Raw genomic sequence first — 19,151 nt, 5'->3', positions numbered from 1 at the left:
CGATTCATTCCGCGGAGCAGGGACAAGGGCTCCGGCGACCGATCCGCCGGAGCCCAGGCTTTTCGACGTACGTGGAGGGGCGCGAAGGCCGCCCCCGGCCCGCGGGCCGCGAGGATCACCAGCGGTTGCGGGCCTCCTCGGCCCAGCCGGTGAGGCCGTCGAGGTCCACCCAGGCGCCGTCGTCGGCCCGGGCCCGCCCCGAGAAGCGGCCGAAGCACTGGTGCGTCTCGTTGCCCACCAGGCCGAGCTCGGTGCGGGCCACCTTCTCGTGGAACGGGTGGAACTCCACCTCCACGCGCGGGCCGGTGATCCGCCACGGGCGCAGCCAGTCGGCGCGGTCGTACGACCACTCCAGCTCGTCACCGATCTTGTGCAGGCGGCCGCCGACGAACAGGGCGTTCTCCGTCGAACCGGTGCCGTCGGTCCATTTGCCGCCGAGCTGGATCGCCCGGCCGGGCCCGCTACCCGCCGCCCAGTTCCACGTGATCGAGTAGGGCCACTTCCCCCGGCCGTGGTCGAGCACGGCGAACGAGTCCGCCTCGTCGACGATGAACTCGGCCGACTCCAGCCGCAGCCGTCCGCGCACCGGACGGCCGACGTCCTTCACCGTGTACTGGAACCGGTTCGGCCCCCACGGCACCACTACGCCGAGCGACTCGTGACCCTCGGGCAGCGGCACCTCCAGGTCGAGCTCGACGCCGGGCGCCGCAGCCCGGATCGCGGTGCCGGACGCGCCCTGCTCGATGTCGATCGTCACACCGCCGCCCCGTACGGACGCCGTCCCGGCGCCGCTGCGGTCGGGGAAGACGGCGCCGCGGGCCAGCGGCACCACGACGTCCCTGGCGGTCTCCACGCGGGTGTCGCGGTCGAGCACGTACACCCCGTTCACCGCGGCGTAGTCCAGCGACGACGCGACCAGGCCGACGATGTGGCGGGGGGTGACGATCCCCCAGTACTCCCAGCGCTTGCGCCGGCCCCAGCCGCGCAGGTTGCCCCGGTGCAGCGGACGGCGGCTCCAGCCGACCGCGCCGGGGTTGAGCCGCCCGTCCGGCAGGCACAGGTCGACCGGCTCGGTGATCTCCCGCTCGTGCGTGGTCATGCGAACCTGAGCCTTTCCGTGATCGAGCGTACGAGTTCCTCGGGAAGCTTGAGCACCGCCCTGTCGTAGGTGAACAGGCCGTTGATCTCGTCCTCGACGTCGGACACCTGGGTGTAGACGGTCGCGCTCAGGCCGCGCGCGACAGCCGGGATGATCTGCTCCTCGTGCAGCCGGGCGAACGCCTCGCCGAGCGCCTCCGCCGAACGGTAGCGCCGGTAGCCGAACTCCTTCTCGCCCCAGACGTGGCCCTCGACCCGCAGGCCGTACCCGCCGTACTCGGACAGCACGAGCACCCGGCCGTCGGGCCGCGGCGGGCGGAACCGGCGGAAGTAGACGTGCAGGCTGCGCAGGTCGCCCGCGCGCTGGTCGTGCCAGCCGCTGGCGTGGTCGACCGTACGCGTCGGGTCGAGCCGGGCGAGCTCCCCGGCGATCCGCGCGGCGTCGAACTGGCCCCAGCCCTCGTTGAACGGCACCCAGACCGCCAGGCTCACCACGTTGCGCAGGTGCTCGACCGTGGCGCGCATCTCGGCCTCGAACGCCGTACGCCCCGCCGCGTCGGCCCGGCCGAACCGGCGGTGGCGGCGGTCGTCCAGCCGGACGGCGGGCAGGAACGCCGGCGTGGTGACGACCCAGGGACGGTACGGCTCCCCGCCGTTCACCATGTCCTGCCAGACGAGGATGCCGAGCCGGTCGCAGTGGTGATACCAGCGCAGCGGCTCGATCTTGATGTGCTTGCGCAGCATCGTGAAGCCGAGCCGCTTCATCGTGGCGATGTCGTGGATCATCGCCTCGTCCGACGGCGGCGTGTAGAGGCCGTCCGGCCAGTAGCCCTGGTCGAGCACGCCGGCGTGGAAGTACGGCCGGCCGTTCAGCAGCAGCCGGGGGACGCCGTCGGCGTCGGGCCCCACCGAGAAGGAGCGCATGCCGAAGTAGCTCCGCACGCGGTCCGCGCCGAGCGTGACGGTGACGTCGTACAGATGAGGGTCCTCGGGGGTCCAGGCGCGCACCTCGGGCAGAGGGACGCGCACCGGCCGCCCGGCCGGCACCGTGACCCGCGCGACCGTTTCGTCGCCCGCCGAGATCTCGACGCGCGCCTCCCCGGCCTCCCCTCCGGACGCGTGGACCGTCACCTCCACGCACGAGTCGTCGAGCAGTGGGGTCAGCGTGAGCCGTTCGACGTGGACCTCGGGCACGCGCTCGGCCCAGACCGTCTGCCAGATGCCTGACTGCGCCGTGTACCAGATGCCGCCGCGCCGCAGCCGCTGCTTGCCCCGCGAGCCGTTCCCGGTGTCGTCCCGCACGGCGACGACCAGGATGTTCTCCGACGGACGCAGCGCGTCGGTGACGTCGAACGAGAACGGCAGGTAGCCGCCGGTGTGACCGCCGACCTCGTCGTCGTTGACCCACACCCGGCAGGTCTGGTCGACCGCGCCGAAGTGCAGGATCACGCGGCCGCGCAGCTCGCCGGGGCGGTCGGCGAAGCCCTCCGGCAGGTCGAACCGGCGCCGATACCAGAGGGTCTCCCCGGGGAGCAGCTGCCGGTTCACCCCCGACAGCGGCGCCTCCGGCGAGTACGGCACGAGGATCTCGCCGTCGTACGTCTCGGGGGCGTAGTCCCTGATGGCGTACTGCCAGCGGCCGTTGAGGTTGAGGTAGCTGTCGCGGACGAGCTGGGGCCGCGGATACTCCGGGAGCGGTTCATCCGACACGGGTGAGCCTCTTCAGTTCGCTGGTGGCGTCGAACGGCCACGGCCGGGGCAGCCCGCTACTCATCAGCAGCCCGCCGTGGTGCGTCTCCCCGGTGTCCTCGTCCCGGTAGGTGCCGTCCGGATCCAGGCCCCTCAGCCGTACGGGGGCGGTCACGCGGACCAGCGTGGTCGGCCGCCAGGAGAGCACCACGACGTGCGGATCGAGGGTGTACTGCACGGCCCAGTCGGCGAGGCGGTCCATCCGGCCCTCGTGGACGACCGGGCGGATCCGCTTGTACTGCTCGACGAGGTGTTTCGCCTGCTCCAGGTCGGCCGGGCTCCAGCGGGCCAGGTCACCGCCGATGCCGAGCGCGCCCGACATCGCGACGTGGAAGCGGAAGGCGAGCGGGGTCGGCCTGCCGGTGAGCGCGTTGGGGCTGTCGGTCACCCAGGCGCCCATCGCGCAGGCCGGGTAGACCTGGCCGAAGCCGTGCTGGATCGCGATCCGCTGGGCGGCGTCGGTGTTGTCGGAGGTCCAGATCTGCTCGGTGCGGGCGAGCATCCCGAGGTCGGCGCGGCCCCCGCCGCTCGCGCAGCCCTCGATCATCAGCTGCGGGTGGGCCGCCCGCAGCCGGTCCATCACGGCGTACACGTTCCTGATGTACGGCACCCACACCTCGTCGCCGGCCTCGGTGATCGGCCGGTTCATGTCCCACTTCAGGAACGCGATGTCGTTGCGGGTCAGCAGCTCGTCCAGCCGGTCGTACGCCCATTCGGCCACGTCGTCCCGGGAGAAGTCGAGCAGGAGCTGGTCGCGCACCTCGGTCGCGCGCCGGTTCGGCTGACGCACCACCCACTCGGGGCGCGTGCGGTAGAGCTCGCTGTCGGGATTGACCGACTCCGGCTCCACCCACAGGCCGAACCTCATGCCGAGCCGCTTCACGTGGTCGATCAGCGGGGTGAGGCCGTCGGGGAACCGGCCGGGGTTCGGCCACCAGTCGCCCAGGCCCGCCGTCTCGCCCGTACGGCCCGCGAACACGCCCGTGCGGCCGCCGAACCAGCCGTCGTCCATCACGAACAGCTCCACGCCGATGCCCGCGGCGAGCTCGGCCAGCCCCATCTGCTGGGCCTCGGAGACGTCGAACCCGGTCGCCTCCCACGAGTTGTAGACCACCGGCCTGACCCGGCCGGGCGCGGGCAGCACGTGGCGGCGGACGTGGTCGTGCCACCGATGACTGATCCCGCCGAATCCCTCGGCCGAATAGACCCCGGTGAACGCGGGCGTCTCCAGGGATTCGCCGGGCCCGAGCCGCCAGGTCACCCCCTCGTGCCCGAACCCGCCGCTCCAGCGGGCACGGCCGTCGTGGTCGCGTTCGACGGTGATGCGCCAGCTCCCGCTCCAGGCGAGGGCGGCGCTCCACACCTCGCCGCGATCCTCGGTCGCGTCGCCCGCGTCGATCACCACCCACGGGTTGGCGTGGTGGCCGCTGTGCCCGCGCCTGCTGGTCAGCACGGTCTCGGCCACCGCCAGTGCCGTACGCCGGACCTGGAACTCCGCGCCCCACTCGCCGGTGACGTGGGTCAGCCGGTAGTCCTCGCGCCGCGGAACCGCCCAGGCCGCCGAGTCGCAGCGCAGGACCGTGATCGGCCCGTCGCCCGTGTTGCGCAGCGTCGTCCAGCGGTCGACGGCGTCGCTGTCCGGCCTGACCAGGTAATGCAGGTCGATCTCCAGCGGGTAGTGCCGGTCGGCCATCCGGATCGTCAGGCGGCCGCCGTCGGCGTCGCCGCCTTCGATGTCATGACCGAGATGACGCCACTCGACCCCGCGTACGGCGTCGCCATGCCTGACCTGCAGGCCGGCCACGCCGAACCGGTCGCCGCCCTCGACGGGCAGCTCCTCGGGCCCGGCGGGCAGCGCGCGGGCCTGGTCGAGCGTGAGCCGTGGCCCCCAGTGCGCGCAGCGTGGCGCGCCGTCCGGCCCGAGCCGCACGGCGTACGCGCTGGACGGGGTGGTGAGCAGCCACAGTCCGGGTTCTTCATGATCGATCACGACAGCCACACTCCGGTGTCGGGCGGCAGCAGGTCGCCCTCAAGGGGTCCGCTGGCGAGCAGCACGTCGTGGTGCCAGGCGAGGGGCACCGGCTCCGCGCCGAAGTTCACCATGAGCGTGAAGCCGGGGTCGCGGGCGAAGGCCAGCACGCCGGGAGGCGCGTCCAGCCAGGTCAGGTCGCCGTTGCCGAGCGCCGGGTGATCGCGCCGGATGGCGAGCGCGGCGCGGTAGAGGTTCAGCGTCGAGCCGGGGTCGTCCCGCTGCGCGGCCACGGTCAGCGCCGCCCAGTCCTCCGGCTGCGGCAACCAGGTGCCGCCCGCTCCGAACCCGTACGGCACAGCCGTGCCCGACCAGGGGAGGGGCACCCGGCAGCCGTCCCTGCCGATGAAGGCGCGCAGCGTGCGCTCGAACATGGGGTCCTGCCGGGCCTCGTCCGGAATGGCGAGATGCTCCGGCAGGCCCAGTTCGTCCCCTTGGTAGATGTAGGCCCCACCGGGCAGGGCGAGCAGCAGCAGCGCCGCCGCGCGTGCGCGCCGGGTGCCCAGCTCGACGTCGACGTCCATCCGGCCGAGCAGCACCTCCGGGGTCGGCGCGCGGACGAGGTCCTGGTCGACGCCGAACCTGGTCACCATGCGCGGCACGTCGTGGTTGCCCAGCACCCACGGGATCGACCCGCCCGTCTCCCGCGCGAGCCGGTGCGACGCGTCGATCACCGTACGGAACTCCTCGGCCGACCACGGGGCCGGCATCAGCCCGAAGCCGAACAGCTGGGCCAGCCCGTCTCCCGTCAGATAGGGCCTGGCCTGGTCGGGGTCGCCGAACCACATCTCCGCCACGGTGCCCCGATCGCCGGGGTAGGAGTCGAGGATCTTCCGCCAGGACCGGTAGAGCTCGAGCAGCTCCGGCTGGTGTTCGTAGGGCATCGAGGTGTGACCGAGGGTGAGCGGGCCGCCCTGGCTGCCCGGGACCACGTCGGGCAGGCCCTCCTGTTTGAACAGCATGCCGGCCACGTCGATCCGGAACCCGGCCACGCCCCGGTCCAGCCAGAACCGCAGCACGCGCTCGAACATGGCGACCACGTCCGGGTGGCGCCAGTTCCAGTCGGGCTGCCCGGAGTCGAACAAGTGGAGGTACCACTGCCCGTCGGGCACCCGGGTCCAGGCCGGGCCGCCGAACACCGACTGCCAGTTGTTCGGCTCGTCGCGGAAGACGAACCGCTCGCGCTCGGGACCGCCGGGGCCGGCGGCCAGTGCCGCACGGAACCACGGATGCTCGGCCGAGCAGTGGTTGGGGACGATGTCGACGATCACCTTGATGTCCTTCGCCGCGGCCGCCGTCACGAGCGCGTCGAAGTCGGCCAGCGTGCCATAACGGGGATCGACGTCGCAGTAGTCGGCCACGTCGTAGCCGCCGTCGGCCAGCGGCGAAGGATAGAACGGGCTCAGCCAGATCGCGTCCACCCCCAGGTCGGCCAGGTGGCCGAGGCGGGACAGCACGCCGGGCAGGTCCCCTTCGCCGTCGCCGTTCACGTCGGCGAAGCTGCGCGGATACACCTGATAGACCACCGCGTCGCGCCACCAGGCGCCCTGGTCGTACGGCTGGGCGGGGCTCTCGGTTTCAGCGGACACCGCGGATCCTCCAGATCAGACAGGCCCCGAGCGTGGCGAAGCCCGCCGCCACGCCGTACATCAGGGGATAACCGCCGGCCGAGGTGACCAGGGGTGCGGCGATCACCGGGCCGAGTGTGTTGGACGCGGAGTTGGCCAGGCTGACGATGCCGAGGTCCTTGGCCCGGTCGGCGTCCGTGGGCAGCAACTGGGTGACCATCGCCTGGTCGACGGCGGCGAACATGCCGTAGCCCGCGCCGAGCAGCACGGACGCCGCGATGGCGGCGGTCCAGCTGGTGAGGATCGTCAGCACCAGTCCCGACGCGGCCATCGTGAGGCCGCCGGCGAAGACCGCGGGCCTGCGGCTGCCGTACCGGTCGGACAGCCAGCCCGCGAGCAGGGTCGGCACGACGCTGCTCAGCGTGAACACCGCCACGAGGACCACGACGCCCCGCTCGACGGTCGATTCGGGGAAGAGCCGCTCGTAGTGGACCGCGTCCCGCAGGTAGTACTGCAGATAGCCGATCGCCATCGCGAGCGTGAGGGTGATCATGAGCCTGCTCGTCCAGGCCCACGCGAAGTCGGGATGCCTGCGCGGGCTCACCCACAGGCCGCGCAGGAAGGACCGCAGGTCGAACGGCGGCGACTGCGCCGTACGCGGGAGGCCGGCGACGGGCGCGGCCGGGGGCGCCTGCGGGGTCGCGACGGTGACGGCGGCGGGCGGGATCTGCGCGGGTTCGCGGGTGAACAGGCCGAACGGCAGCACGAGCAGCAGGATCAGCGCCGCCATCGCGAGGAACCCGGCCTTCGCGCCGGTCAGCAGGACGGTGGCCACGACCCCGCCCAGCAGCGGTCCGGTCAGCTGGCCCACGCCCGCCAGCGCGGACACCTTGCCCCGCTGCCGGACGGGCACCTGGTCGGGCACGGTGGCGATGGCCGCGGCCAGGGCGGCGGTGAACGCCAGCTGGGCCACCGCCCACCCGGCGACCAGCCCGGCCAGCGACTCCTGCCAGGCGAGGAACACCAGGGACGCGGCGCAGACCAGCGCTCCCCCCACGATCCAGGGGCGGCGCCGGCCGAACCGGGAACGGGTCCGGTCGGACATGGCGCCGAACAGCGGGTTGGCGATGATCGTGCAGACGGCGCCGACGGCGAACACGGTCGCCAGCGACGCCTCCTTGTGCGCCGGGTCGATGCGTGCCACATGGGAGGGCAGCAGGATCTGGTTGCCGACGGTCATCGCCATGATGACGCCCATCTGGGCGAGCGCCAGCAGGGTCATCCAGCCGGTGGTCACCCGTTGGGCGGGCGTGACGCGCACCTCGTCCATGTGAGTCCTTGAGGTTCAAAACATGAGAAGGTGCCACGTTAGAACATGACAGGGCGTTATGTTAAGACTGATCGGTGGACAATCCCGGCGTCCGGCGGCGGCCGGTCCAAAAGCGCAGCATCGACAGGGTCGAGCGCATCCTCGACGCCTGTGCCCGCCTCCTCGACGAGGTGGGCCTCGACGCGCTGACCATCGTCGACGTCGCCAGGCGGGCCGAGGTGCCGAGCGGCACCATCTACCAGTTCTTCGACGGCAAGCCCGGGATGCTGCGCGAGCTGGCACTGCGCAACCTGGAGCTGCTGCTGGTGCGGCTGCGCCGCAGGGTGGCCCAGGAGGTCGCGGAGGGCACGGAGGGCGCGCTCACCTGGCCGCGCGCGGCGGAGCTCGTCCTGACCGAGACGGTCGAGATGCGCAGGACCGTCCCCGGGTACACCGTGGTCGACTTCGCCGACACCCGGCCGGGCGGGCCGACGTTCCTGCCCCAGGGCGAGGCGAAGGAGGGCGGCGACGTGCTGGCCGAGCGGCTCTACCACTTCGCCCTGGACGAGGCCGGGCTGCCGCCGCTGCCCGATCCCTATCGTGTGATGCGGCTGGCCATCCAGGCCACCGCGGCCGCACTCCAGCTCGCCTTCACGACCTCACGCGAGGGCGACCCCGCGATGATCGAGCAGGGGCGCAGGCTCCTGAGGGCCTACTTCGCCGACGTGTCCTCGCCCGGCTGACGACCCTAGCGCGTCGATAGGGAGACCGGGCCGTTCGCGCCCGGATCACCGTACGGCGCCGAGCACCGCCCATCGGCCGGAGCGCAGCCTGGCCAGCACGGTGGTCATTCGAATCAGCAGGAAGGCCGACAACCCCGACCAGATTCCCACCAGCCCCCAGCCGAACCGCAGCGAGGCCCACACCGCCGGCAGGAACCCCAGCACCGCCCCGGTCGCCGTCGCCGTACGCAGGTATGCGGCGTCCCCGGCGCCGAGCAGCACTCCGTCCAGCGTGAACACGACACCGCCGATCGGTTGCAGCGCGACGAAGAACCACCACGCCCGGGGCATCTCGGCCAGCACCGCCGGGTCGGAGGTGAACACGTGCGGGAGGAAACCGGCCAGCGCCGCGAACACCACGCCGAGCAGGGTTCCGAAGACCAGCCCGCAGCCCGTCACCTGCCGGGCCAGGCGGCGCGCCCGCTCCGCGTCGTTCGCGCCGAGCGCGGCCCCGACCAACGCCTGGGCGGCGATGGCCAGCGCGTCGAGGACGAAGGCCAGGAACATCCACAGCTGGAACACCACCTGGTGGGCGCCGGCCGCCGCGGCGGAGGTGTGGGCGGCGACCGCGGTCGCCGACACCCAGCACGCCTGGAAGGCCAGGCCGAGCAGCACCAGGTCGCGCGCCAGGCCGAGTTGGGCGCGCATCGCACCCGGAACCGGGGCGAGCGGCACGCCCTCGGCCCGCAGCGCCCGCACGAACAGGCTCGCGGAGATCAGCTGCCCGGCCACGTTGGCGACCGCCGAGCCGTCGATCCCCCAGCCCAGCCCGAACACCAGCGCCGGGCACAGAGCGGTGGAGATCACGTTGCCCGCGAGCACGTAGCGCAGCGGGCGCCGCATGTCCTGCACACCACGCATCCAGCCGTTCCCGGCCATGGTGACCAGGATCAGCGGAGCACCGAGCAGGGCGATCCTGAGCCAGCTCTCCGCGGCGTCGGCGACCCGGCCGTCACCGGTGAGCAGACCGGCGACCGGCGCGGCGAGCAGCTGTCCCGCCATGGTGATCACCAGCCCTGCGATCGCGGCGAGCCAGGTCGCCTGCACCCCCTCGGACACGGCGTCCGCCCGGCGGCCGGCGCCGTGCAGCCGGGCCGCGCGGGCGGTCGTGCCGAAGGACAGGAACGTCATCTGCGAGGAGATCTGCGCCAGCACGATGCCGCCGACCGACAGCCCCGCGAGCGGCACCGCGCCGAGATGGCCGACCATGGCCGTGTTCACGAGCAGATAGAGCGGCTCGGCGGCCAGGACCACGAGCGCGGGCGCGGCGAGCGTGAGTATCTGCCCCAGCGGGGCCCGGCCCACGTGCTCACCCATGCGTTCCTCCAGGAAGGCCGGCCGGCGTACCCTCTCGTCGCCGTACCAGTCGCAATCTTCTTGCTATTGCAAGTTATTCGCAACAAGTTGAGCGGGATGCGCCGCACAACGAGCACCGGCCCCCGCCGGGGAGGCGAGGGCCGGTCTCACGGTCGGCCGGTCAGGACGTGGGAGCCGGGGTCGCCGTGCCGGTCTGCGTGGGCTCGGGGGAGGGCGCCGCGGTCTGCGTGGGAGGCGCGCTCTCCGCGGGAGGCGTGGCCGGGTCGGGTGTCGCGGCCGGCGGTGGCGTGGGGACGGCCGTCGGCGTCGGACAGGGCTCGGGGGTGCGCCAGGCGGGCTTCCCCGAGGGCCACTTCAGGGAGTACGGCGAGTTCTTGCCGAAATACCACAGTCGCTTGCTCGGCCGCGAGAGGTCGAAGACGTAGGCGGCCGCCGCCGTCTCCCCCTGAGGGGCGGCGGGCGTCGTCTCCTCGGTCTGCGGGGGAGCCGCGTTCGTCTCGCCGGGCGGAGCGGGAGCCGTCGCGGTCTCGGTCGGAAGGGGAGCGGGGGTGCTCTCCGCAGGCGTCGGCGTGCCCTCGGAGGGAGCCGGTGTGCCTTCCGAGAGCGTCGGCGAGGCCCCGGGAGCCGTCGGCGTGGTCTGGGAAGCCGTGGGCGTGGTTTCCGGAGCCGTGGGCGTGGTTTCGGGAGCCGTCGGTGTGGCGGACGGAGCCGGAGCCGGGCTCTGCGGGGCGGGGGCCGGCGTGCCCGGCTGGACAGTCGCGATCACCGAGATCCAGGCGTCCTGCCGGATCTCGCCACCCCGGCGGCCGGTGAGCACCCGGGTGGCGTCGCCGATCGCGTACGTCCGCTCGAAGCCGTCCTGGCTCCGTACCGTGACCGAGTCATCCGTCACCGCGACGGCCTGTCCGGTCTGGGTGAACACCGTGACGGTGCCGCACCCGTCCTTGGCCGGCACGACCACCTCGCCGTGCAGCGCACCGAGGAACGGGCCCACCATGGGCACCTCGGGGGTGGGCGTCGCCGCGAGGGCGTCGGTGGCGGTCTCGGCCTGGCCGGCCGTCGGCGTGATCGTCACGGTGGCCGTCACGACAGGATCCGAAGTCTCGCCCGGCGGGGTGACGGGGGTGGCGGCGGAGGCCGCCGTCGCTCCGACGCCGACGGACGCCGTCAGCACGAACGCGGTCGCGAGGATCATGGGTTGGGAGATGCGCCGGCGCGGCCCGCCCGGTCCGGACAACAGTCCTTTTGCCAGGCGGTGGGGGTTGGTCGGCTTCACCGTTCCTCCGTATCGTTCGATCCGATGGGCTCCGCCGAACGGGGCGGCGGTCGTACCGGAGCGCTCGGCCCCGATACCCGACTGAAGTGACCGGAAAATTGTTGTCAAACCGTGTCACTTCCGAGGGATTGTGGAGACCTTCCCCATACCTGCCGAATCCATGCGGGCGAATCCGCGGCCTCGAGGCGGCCCGATCGCTTTCGGCAGGTCGCAGGGGATAAACCGATTTGAGATTCGGACATCATCTGAGACGGCCACGCGATGGAGCGGGCGACGGGCCGAGGGCGACGCGTTCCCGGGTGTGGTTTCCCGCACCTCCGGACGGCCACCTGCCTCATGGTGACTCGACCCTGATCATTCCTAGTCTCGGGCGCATGACGGAATGGCTGATTCACCTGATGGAGATGCTCGGCGCGCCGGGAGCCGGCATCGCGATCGCGTTGGAGAACCTCTTCCCGCCCCTCCCCAGCGAGGTCATCCTGCCGCTGGCCGGCTTCACCGCCTCCCGGGGCGAGATGGACCTGGTCGCCGCTCCGTGCCCGCGGGGGTGGAGCGCATGCCGCTGGGCGTCTTCACGCTGCTGACCACGGCCGGGAGCCTGCTCTGGAACACCGTCTTCGTCCTGACCGGCTGGACGCTCGGCGAGAACTGGTCGCTGGTGCGGAAGTACGTCGACGTGGGCACGAACGCCGTCGTCGCCGCGGTGGTGCTGGCCGTGCTGGTCTTCGTCGGCGTACGGCTGAGTGAGCGGCGCAGGGGGCGGCATGTAGGGGGATGCGGCCCGTCGGGCCTGCCCGCCGTCATCGTGGGCGCCGCCGCCCGCCTCCCGGCGGCAGGATGGTCAGCGTGCGAGTGGAGGACGACGGCATGAGTGGAGCCGATGCCACCGGCGGTGGGCCGGCCGTGATCGAGACGGAGCCGCCGTGCGCGTGATGCTGGCCGAGGACTCGGCTCTGTTGCGCGAGGGCCTGGTGCGGCTGCTCAAGGAGGAAGGCCACGACGTGCTGGCCGCGGTGGGCGACGCCGACGCGCTGCTGGAGGCGGTGGACGGCGACAGCCCCGACGCGGTGGTGGTCGACGTGCGGATGCCGCCGACCCACACCGACGAGGGCCTGCGCGCCGCGCTGGAGATCCGGCGGCGCCGGCCGGAGGTCAAGGTGCTGGTGCTGTCGCAGTACGTCGAGAAGAAGTACGCCACCGAGCTGATGAGCGGCAGCATCGACGGGGTCGGCTACCTGCTCAAGGACCGCGTGGCCCAGGTCGGCGACTTCCTGGACGCGCTGGAGCGGGTGGGCGAGGGCGGCACGGCGTTCGACCCGGAGGTGGTGCGCCAGCTGCTCGCGCGCACCAGCCACGCCGACCCGCTGGCCCAGCTCACCGCCCGCGAGCGCCAGGTGCTCGAGCTCATGGCCCAGGGCCTGACCAACGCCTCGATCGCCCAGTCTCTGCACGTGTCGCAGAGCGCGGTGGAAAAGCACGTCAACGCCCTGTTCGACAAGCTCGCGCTGTCGCACACCACCGGCTACAGCCGCCGCGTCCTGGCCGTCCTGCGCTACCTCGGCTCCTGAGCGGCTGTCGCCACGCGATGACATTCAGGAGGAGCGATGAGCCGACGCGGCCACAGTCGCTTGTGAACCCCGCAGCGGTCGCCCGCACCGGGACGGGAACGACGTCGCGTTTCGACGTCGGCCACGGCTACGCGCTCTATCAGGGGCCGTCGTGGGACAGCGGCTTTCACCGCCACGCCGCCTTCCAGATCGTCATCGCCGTGGAGGGCGAAGCCGCCATGGTGGACGCCTCCGGGGTCTGCCACCGCGCCGTGGCGCTTGTGGTGCCGCCCATGGTGCCGCACCGGATGTTGGCGACGACGGATGTGCGCGTCTTCTTCGTGGAACCGCAGTGCGCCTTCGCCGACCGGCTGCGCGAGCGCCGCGGCCCCGGGATCAGCGCGGCTCCCGAACTGCGCGAGCTCGGCGGGGACGATGTCCGCCTCGCGGGCGCGCGACCGTCCGGCGAGCTCGACCCCCGGCTGCTCGCGGCGATGGACGCACTGGCGGACGGGCCGGTCTCGATGCCGGATCTGGCGACGCGGGTGGACATGTCCCCGCAACGGCTGCGCGGCCTGGCGCGCAGCCAGTTGGGCATGCCGCTGACGCGCTGGCGTGTCTGGGGCCAGCTGCGCCGGACCGTGGAGGCGCTGCGGGCGGGGCGGTCGCTGGCGGAGGCGGCGGCCGTGAGCGGGTTCGCCGACCAGGCGCATCTGACGCGATGGATGCGGGAGATGATGGGGCTGACTCCGGCGGTCGTGCTGCCGGTGCTGCGCCCGTCACCTCCGGAAGGCCACGTAGACCGAGATCGAACCGGTGACCGTTGACACCACTTCGGCCTCCCGCACCTCGCGGAAACCGGCCTCGGCCATCAGCTCCGGCAGCACGCCCTCGGCGTTCGGGCGGGTGTCCTCGACGCCGTCGGCGAACTGCACCATCCGGAATCCCAGCCGCATCAGCCGGGTGCGCTGCAGCCCGTAATCGGCGACCACGAGTCTGCCGCCCGGCCGCAGCACCGCGTGCATCGAGGAGAGTATGGCCCGCTTCGCCGCCATCGGGCATTGGTGCAGCACCAAGGTGGACACCACCGTGTCCGCCGCGCCGGCGCCCACGATCTCCGGCAGCGCGTCGCCCATGCCGGCCTCCCACCGCACCGTCGCCCCGGCGGCTTCGGCCTTGCGCCGGGCGAGTGCCAGCACGCCCTGATCCGGGTCTACCGCCACCACCCGCGCCCGCGGCTCGGTGCGGTTCAGCAACAGCGCCGTGGACCCGGTGCCGCATCCCACGTCGACGATCACATCCTCCGGGCGCGGCGCGACATGCATGACGGCCAGCGCACGCCACAGCCGCTCCCGGGTCAGCATGACGACGGGATCGTAGAAACGCGTGGACGCGAAGCGGCCCAGCGCGGGAGTGAACGCCTGTCCGGTCATGTACGGCAGGCTCGCACCACGAGACCGTGCGGTCTTGAACGAACCGCTCACCCTCGACCTGGGATGCCGCCCACCCTGGCCGGGTCTCCCGGCCTTGTCAGGCGGGCAGAGCCGGGTAATCGGTGTAGCCGGTCGCGTCGCCGCCGTAGAAGGTGGCCGGGTCTGCGCTGTTGAGGGGGGAGCCGGTCGCCAGGCGGCGAGGCAGATCGGGGTTGGCGAGGAAGAGCCGCCCGAAAGCGATCAGGTCCGCGGTTCCGTCGTCGATCAGCGTGAGCTCTTCAGGACCGGTCGGGCGGGCCCCGGTGTGAGGGTTGAGGATGAAGGCGCCGGGGAAGCGCCGCCGCATGGCGTGGGTCAGTTCCCGGTGGCCGGCCTCCATGACGTGCAGATACGCCAGGTTCAGGGCGGCCGTGCGCTGCACGAGCGCCTGGTAGACGGGATGCGGGTCGGGTTCGTGGATGTCGTTGTTGGTCGTTCCGGGTGACAGGCGCAGGCCGGTGCGGGCGCCGCCGATCGCGGAGGCGACCGCGGAGACCACCTCCACGGCGAACCGGATGCGGCCCGAGTCCGACCCGCCCCAGCCGTCGGTGCGCCGGTTGGTGTTGGGGGCAAGGAACTGGTGGATCAGGTAGCCGTTGGCGCCGTGCAGTTCCACCCCGTCGAAGCCCGCCTCGACGGCGTTGCGCGCGGCGCTCGCGAAGTCGGCGATGGTCTGCTCGATCTCGGTGGCCTTCAGCTCGCGTGGGACGACGAAGTCCTTCACGCCATCGGGCGTGAACACCTGTCCCCGGGCGGCGACCGGCGACGGCGCCACCGGGACCAGGCCGTCGGGCAGCAGGACGGGGTGGCCGATCCGGCCGGTGTGCAGCAGTTGCGCGAAGATCTTTCCACCCGCGGCGTGCACCGCGTCGGTCACCTTGCGCCAGGCGGCGACCTGCTCGGCGGAGTGCAGGCCGGGCGTGAACGGATACCCCTGACCTGTCACCGACGGCTGAACGCCCTCCGTGATGATCAGCCCCGCGGAGGCGCGCTGAGCGTAGTACTCCGCCGTCAGTTCCGTCACCAGCCCGCCGTAGGCGCGGCTGCGGGTCATCGGCGCCATGGCTATGCGGTTCGCGAGTCGCGTGCCGCCGACGGTGATCGGATCGAATGCGCTGGTCATGGCTGCTTCCTCGTCATCAGTCGGGCGTGCTGAGCACGGTGTGGGTGGGGCCGCACGTAGAGGGGTGCGGGCACAGGGGGTACGGGCACAGGGGGTGCGGCGCGTGAGGACGCGGCGTCGCCGGCGGTCAGCCGCGCCGGTGCCGCGGCAGGAGCAGGCTGACCACCGCGATGGCCAGGCCGAGCCCGGCCGCCACGAGGAAGACCAGGTCGTAGCCGGCGGCGAGGGCGGCGGCCGGGGAGCTCGCGCCGGCCTCCGAGGCGGCTCTGGCGCCGGCGACGGCCGCGAGCACCGCCAGGCCGATCGACCCGCCCACCTGACCGGCGGTTTGGGCCAGGCCGCCGATGGTGCCCGCGTCGCCCTCGGGAACGTCGGCGGTCGCCGCGGCCATGAGGGTGGGGAAGGTCAGCCCGATGCCGGCCGCGACGAGCAGCGTGGGCCCGAGCACGCCGGTGACGTAGCCGGTGCCGGTGTGAGCCTGGGCGAGCCAGCAGAACCCGGCCAGGAAACAGGCGCTGCCGGCCGGCGCCAGGGGGCGCGCACCGGTTCGCGGCAGCAGGGCGGCGGCCAACCGGGCGATCAGCACGAACACCACCGCCGCGGGTGTCTGTCCGAGCCCGGCCTGAAGCGCGCTGTAGCCGAGTACGTTCTGCAGGAAGAGCGACGTGAAGTACCACATCGCAATGGAGATCCCGCCGAACAGCAGCAGCATGCCGTTGCCGACGGCCACTCCCCGGATCCTGAACAGCCGCAGGGGCACCATCGGCCGTACGGCGAGACGCGACTCCACGACCGTGAAGACGAAGAGCAGCAGCAGGCCCGCCACCACCGGCGCGACGACCGGCAGGGACGTCCAGCCGTGATCGGCGCTCTGCATGACGCCGTAGACCAGCGCGGCCAGTCCCGTCGTCCCCGTGACCGCGCCGGTGAGGTCGAGCGATTCCCGGCGGCCGGCGCGCGTGCCGGCCGGCGAGGTCATGGCCACGACCACCAGCACGGCGCCGATCGGCACGTTGACGAGGAAGACCCACCGCCACGACAGGCCGGTGGTGATGGCGCCGCCGGCGACCGCGCCGACCATCCCGCCCACGCCTCCTGAGGCAGACCATGCGCCGAACGCCCTGGCACGCGCGTTCGGCTCGGTGAAGAAAGTATTGATCACGGCCAGCGTCGCCGGGGCCATCATGGCGGCTCCGACGCCCTGCGCGACGCGGGCCGCCACCAGGACCTCCGGACTGGTCGCCAGGCCACCGGCCAGGCTCGCGGCGGAGAACAGCGACAGTCCGGCGGCCAGGATCCGGCGCGGGCCGAACAGGTCGGCGGCGCGGCCGCCCAGCAGCATGAAGCCGGCGAAGGTGAGCAGGTAGCCGTTCACCACCCAGGCCAGGCCGGTCGGCGTGAAACCGAGGTCCTCGCGGACCGAGGGCAGGGCGACGTTCACGATGGACGCGTCCAGGATGACCATGAACTGGCAGGCACACGCCAGCGACAGGACCAACCAGGCGAGCCCGGCCTGCGGTCTGACCCCTGGCGTTGCGGTGCTGGTGCTTGTCATGACTTCTTCTTCCTTGCCGATCCGCCGCTCACGCGGCGTGGGAGGTTGTCGCGGCGTTGGTCGCGCGGGCGTCCCGGTCGCCCCCGAACGCGTCGGCCCACGCCAGGCCCTCGGCCGAGGGGCGCCCTCGGCGGCGACCTGCGTGGATGCGTGCGGAGTGCCCGTCTCGCCCTGGTGGATGACCGCGATCTTCACGGTCGTGCCCGGAGCCCCGATGCCGTAGAATCGGTTATGCGAATAACTATTATGCGCGTAACTAACTTGTCAAGGAGGCTCCATGGACTTCGAGCGCGCCGACGCTCTCAACCAGGCCATCCGCCTGCTGAGCCTGCGCCACCGGGCCAGGGCCGCCGCGCTGCTGGCCCCGCTCGGCCTGCACCCGGGGCAGGAGGCGCTCCTGCTCGAACTCGCCCGGACCGGCCCGATGATCCAGGCCCAGCTCAGCGAGGCGCTCGGCTGCGAGCCGCCCAGCGTCACGCTCATGACCCGCAAGCTCGAAGCCTCCGGTCACATCCGCCGCGCACCCGCGCCCTCCGACAGGCGCGCCAGCATCGTCGAACTCACCGACAGCGGCAGAGCGCTGGCCGACCAGGTCAAGCGGCTGTGGTGCGCGCTGGCGGAGGAGACCGTCGCCGGCCTGCCCGCTGAGACGGTGGCTGAGCTACCCGGCATCCTCGCGACCCTGACCGCCAACGTGGACACCAGGCGCTCCCGTCAGCCCCACGGCAGCTGACCCGGTCCGGTCGCGGACGTTTCCCGGCCTCGACGCACTCGGTTGAAATTTTCATCACACGCCGTCGCGTGCACGGTGCGGGCCGGTGCGGTACTCCCAGGTGGGAGGGCTCCAGGAGTCGAAGCGCCTTCGGAGCTCTCGATCTTCCTCTTGACGTAACCCCGTCCGTCCTAGTTTGCTCCGCCATTACCACTGGCATCGACACCGTGGGCGCGCGACCTCTCGCGTCACTCACGATGTGAGCGCTAACACGCCCGGCCACCGGGAAGGAGGGTCTCCATGATCGGAGGCGGTCCGCAGCTGCGCGCCAGCCCATGCGCGTCCGGGCGTGGCCGGCATCGGGAGCGGGCGCATTCTTGACAGGCCTCACTTCTTGAGGGGGGTCGCTTCTTGAGGGGCTCGCCCGCTCGTATTCGCTCCGTCGCACCACCATCGGGTGACCGAAGGAAAGGAAGCCGAATTTGCCGATGCGATGTTAGCGATAACAGGCTCGCGACGACGGCACGGCGCGGTCCAGCCGACGATCGGTGCAACCGCGCTTCCCCCGGAGCGGCGTGATGTGCACCGGTGACGCGCCGCGTGATGGGGCGGACTCGTCGCCGTGGCCGCCATCGACCTTCCATCGCCCCTGCCCGGCCCCGTGAGACCACTGCGGTTTTCCCTGGCGTGGCCCGCTTCGCCACGCCCTCACCCCCAAGGAGAACGAAACAATGGATTCACCCCCCATTCGTGTGACGAGCGGCCGGCGTCGTTCGCCGGCCCGCGCCGGCGTGCGGCTCGCGGCGGTGCTGGCCACGGTGCTGACAACGGTGCTGGCGGCCACCATGACATGGTCGGCGCCGGCGTCGGCCGCGACGGCGCCGCTGGTGAGTGCGGCGTCCGGGCGGTGCCTGGACGTGGCGGGCAACACCGACGCGCTGGGCACGGGCCTGCAGATCTGGGACTGCAGCGGTCAGGCGAACCAGGCGTTCGAGTTCACCTCGGCCGGTGAGCTGCGGACCTTCAACGGCACGCGGTGCGTGGACGCGTACGGCCAGGGCACCACGAACGGCACGAAGGTCGTCATCTGGTCCTGCAACGGGCAGAACAACCAGAAGTGGCAGCAGAACGCCGACGGCTCCATCAGAGGCGCGCAGTCGGGCCTGTGCCTGGACGTGACCGGCATGGGCACGGCCAACGGGACCGCCGTCCAACTGTGGACCTGCAACGGGCAGACCAACCAGAAGTGGAGCATCTCCGGAGGCGGCCCGAGCTCGACGCCGTCCCCGTCGGTGACGCCGACCGGCACCTGCAATCTTCCGTCGACGTACCGCTGGACCTCGACGGGCGCGCTGGCGAATCCGGCTTCGGGGTGGGTCTCGCTCAAGGACTTCACCAACGTCGTCTACAACGGCAAGCACCTCGTCTACGCGACGACGCACGACTACGGGTCGAGCTGGGGTTCGATGGGCTTCAGCACGTTCACGAACTGGTCCGACATGGGCTCGGCCTCCCAGATCAAGATGAACTCGGGCACCGTGGCGCCCACGCTGTTCTACTTCGCTCCCAAGAACATCTGGGTGCTGGCCTACCAGTGGGGCGGGACCGCCTTCT

Annotated in this window: 17 protein-coding genes; 7 read left to right on the top strand and 10 right to left on the bottom strand. The window is 72.0% G+C overall.

All coding sequences use genetic code 11. The features are described 5' to 3' along the window. Positions 1–115: 115 nt before the first annotated feature. The 5 genes from ABZ860_RS29900 to ABZ860_RS29880 are packed head-to-tail and all read right to left on the bottom strand — an operon-like array spanning position 116 to position 7,774. A complete protein-coding gene (locus tag ABZ860_RS29900; RefSeq protein WP_357226280.1) occupies positions 116–1,099 on the bottom strand; it encodes a DUF2804 domain-containing protein in 984 nt (327 codons plus the stop codon). After that, positions 1,096–2,808, bottom strand: a complete 1,713-nt coding sequence (locus tag ABZ860_RS29895; RefSeq protein ID WP_357226277.1) for a sugar-binding domain-containing protein — start codon at positions 2,806–2,808, stop codon at positions 1,096–1,098. The genes ABZ860_RS29900 and ABZ860_RS29895 overlap by 4 nt, the downstream gene beginning before the upstream one ends. Continuing rightward, the gene (locus tag ABZ860_RS29890; protein WP_357226274.1) at positions 2,798–4,837 is read right to left on the bottom strand and encodes an alpha-galactosidase; all 2,040 of its coding nucleotides are present in this window, start codon (positions 4,835–4,837) and stop codon (positions 2,798–2,800) included. Before ABZ860_RS29890 ends, ABZ860_RS29895 begins: the two co-directional genes overlap by 11 nt. Beyond that, positions 4,834–6,465, bottom strand: a complete 1,632-nt coding sequence (locus ABZ860_RS29885; RefSeq protein WP_357226272.1) for a glycoside hydrolase family 13 protein — start codon at positions 6,463–6,465, stop codon at positions 4,834–4,836. Before ABZ860_RS29885 ends, ABZ860_RS29890 begins: the two co-directional genes overlap by 4 nt. Beyond that, positions 6,455–7,774 carry an MFS transporter gene (locus tag ABZ860_RS29880; RefSeq protein WP_357226269.1) on the bottom strand — a complete coding sequence of 440 codons (1,320 nt, stop codon included), beginning with the start codon at positions 7,772–7,774 and terminating at the stop codon, positions 6,455–6,457. The genes ABZ860_RS29885 and ABZ860_RS29880 overlap by 11 nt, the downstream gene beginning before the upstream one ends. 74 nt (positions 7,775–7,848) lie before the next feature. Between ABZ860_RS29880 and ABZ860_RS29875 the strand changes: the two genes are divergently transcribed. Next, a complete protein-coding gene (locus ABZ860_RS29875; RefSeq protein ID WP_357226267.1) occupies positions 7,849–8,496 on the top strand; it encodes a helix-turn-helix domain-containing protein in 648 nt (215 codons plus the stop codon). 45 nt (positions 8,497–8,541) lie between these two features. Here ABZ860_RS29875 and ABZ860_RS29870 read toward each other — a convergent pair whose 3' ends face one another. Further along, complete coding sequence (locus ABZ860_RS29870) at positions 8,542–9,852, bottom strand: MATE family efflux transporter (protein WP_357226264.1); 1,311 nt, start codon at positions 9,850–9,852, stop codon at positions 8,542–8,544. 160 nt (positions 9,853–10,012) lie between these two features. Next, positions 10,013–11,047, bottom strand: a complete 1,035-nt coding sequence (locus tag ABZ860_RS29865) for a hypothetical protein (protein WP_357226262.1) — start codon at positions 11,045–11,047, stop codon at positions 10,013–10,015. 455 nt (positions 11,048–11,502) lie between these two features. Here ABZ860_RS29865 and ABZ860_RS29860 point away from each other — a divergent pair, with 455 nt between their 5' ends. From ABZ860_RS29860 to ABZ860_RS29845, 4 genes are all read left to right on the top strand, one after another. Further along, on the top strand, positions 11,503–11,712 hold the full coding sequence (locus tag ABZ860_RS29860; protein WP_357226259.1) for a hypothetical protein: 210 nt from the start codon (positions 11,503–11,505) through the stop codon (positions 11,710–11,712). After that, complete coding sequence (locus ABZ860_RS29855; protein ID WP_357226257.1) at positions 11,685–11,999, top strand: hypothetical protein; 315 nt, start codon at positions 11,685–11,687, stop codon at positions 11,997–11,999. Before ABZ860_RS29860 ends, ABZ860_RS29855 begins: the two co-directional genes overlap by 28 nt. 52 nt (positions 12,000–12,051) lie before the next feature. Next, complete coding sequence (locus ABZ860_RS29850) at positions 12,052–12,696, top strand: response regulator transcription factor (RefSeq protein WP_357226254.1); 645 nt, start codon at positions 12,052–12,054, stop codon at positions 12,694–12,696. A 62-nt stretch (positions 12,697–12,758) separates the two neighbouring features. Continuing rightward, the gene (locus ABZ860_RS29845; protein WP_357226252.1) at positions 12,759–13,502 is read left to right on the top strand and encodes an AraC family transcriptional regulator; all 744 of its coding nucleotides are present in this window, start codon (positions 12,759–12,761) and stop codon (positions 13,500–13,502) included. Here the strand turns inward: ABZ860_RS29845 and ABZ860_RS29840 are convergent. From ABZ860_RS29840 to ABZ860_RS29830, 3 genes are all read right to left on the bottom strand, one after another. Beyond that, the gene (locus ABZ860_RS29840; protein WP_357226249.1) at positions 13,455–14,108 is read right to left on the bottom strand and encodes a methyltransferase domain-containing protein; all 654 of its coding nucleotides are present in this window, start codon (positions 14,106–14,108) and stop codon (positions 13,455–13,457) included. The two genes, ABZ860_RS29845 and ABZ860_RS29840, sit on opposite strands and share 48 nt — an antisense overlap. A 97-nt stretch (positions 14,109–14,205) precedes the next feature. Then, positions 14,206–15,270 (bottom strand): alkene reductase, encoded by a 1,065-nt coding sequence (locus tag ABZ860_RS29835; RefSeq protein WP_357226247.1) that lies wholly within the window; start codon positions 15,268–15,270, stop codon positions 14,206–14,208. A gap of 127 nt (positions 15,271–15,397) precedes the next feature. Beyond that, positions 15,398–16,825, bottom strand: coding sequence for an MFS transporter (locus ABZ860_RS29830; RefSeq protein WP_357226244.1), 1,428 nt, complete (start codon positions 16,823–16,825; stop codon positions 15,398–15,400). 277 nt (positions 16,826–17,102) lie between these two features. Between ABZ860_RS29830 and ABZ860_RS29825 the strand changes: the two genes are divergently transcribed. Together ABZ860_RS29825 and ABZ860_RS29820 are read left to right on the top strand one after the other, a co-directional pair. Further along, positions 17,103–17,558 (top strand): MarR family transcriptional regulator, encoded by a 456-nt coding sequence (locus tag ABZ860_RS29825; protein WP_357226241.1) that lies wholly within the window; start codon positions 17,103–17,105, stop codon positions 17,556–17,558. A 710-nt stretch (positions 17,559–18,268) separates the two neighbouring features. Further along, positions 18,269–19,151 (top strand): non-reducing end alpha-L-arabinofuranosidase family hydrolase (locus tag ABZ860_RS29820; protein WP_357226239.1); only part of this gene is annotated, 883 nt, incomplete at its 3' end.

This window comes from Microbispora sp. NPDC046973 (assembly GCF_040644495.1).
In the GTDB taxonomy this organism is placed as follows: Bacteria; Actinomycetota; Actinomycetes; order Streptosporangiales; family Streptosporangiaceae; genus Microbispora.
This window is presented reverse-complemented; position numbering and strand designations above follow the sequence as displayed.

Bases quoted from the DNA above. Each gene is read 5' to 3' on its own strand.
- ABZ860_RS29860 (WP_357226259.1), top strand. From the start codon at position 11,503: ATGACGGAATGGCTGATTCACCTGATGGAGATGCTCGGCGCGCCGGGA.
- ABZ860_RS29835 (WP_357226247.1), bottom strand. From the start codon at position 15,270: ATGACCAGCGCATTCGATCCGATCACCGTCGGCGGCACGCGACTCGCG.
- ABZ860_RS29880 (WP_357226269.1), bottom strand. From the start codon at position 7,774: ATGGACGAGGTGCGCGTCACGCCCGCCCAACGGGTGACCACCGGCTGG.
- ABZ860_RS29870 (WP_357226264.1), bottom strand. From the start codon at position 9,852: ATGGGTGAGCACGTGGGCCGGGCCCCGCTGGGGCAGATACTCACGCTC.
- ABZ860_RS29840 (WP_357226249.1), bottom strand. From the start codon at position 14,108: ATGACCGGACAGGCGTTCACTCCCGCGCTGGGCCGCTTCGCGTCCACG.
- ABZ860_RS29855 (WP_357226257.1), top strand. From the start codon at position 11,685: ATGCCGCTGGGCGTCTTCACGCTGCTGACCACGGCCGGGAGCCTGCTC.
- ABZ860_RS29825 (WP_357226241.1), top strand. From the start codon at position 17,103: ATGGACTTCGAGCGCGCCGACGCTCTCAACCAGGCCATCCGCCTGCTG.
- ABZ860_RS29865 (WP_357226262.1), bottom strand. From the start codon at position 11,047: ATGATCCTCGCGACCGCGTTCGTGCTGACGGCGTCCGTCGGCGTCGGA.
- ABZ860_RS29830 (WP_357226244.1), bottom strand. From the start codon at position 16,825: ATGACAAGCACCAGCACCGCAACGCCAGGGGTCAGACCGCAGGCCGGG.
- ABZ860_RS29900 (WP_357226280.1), bottom strand. From the start codon at position 1,099: ATGACCACGCACGAGCGGGAGATCACCGAGCCGGTCGACCTGTGCCTG.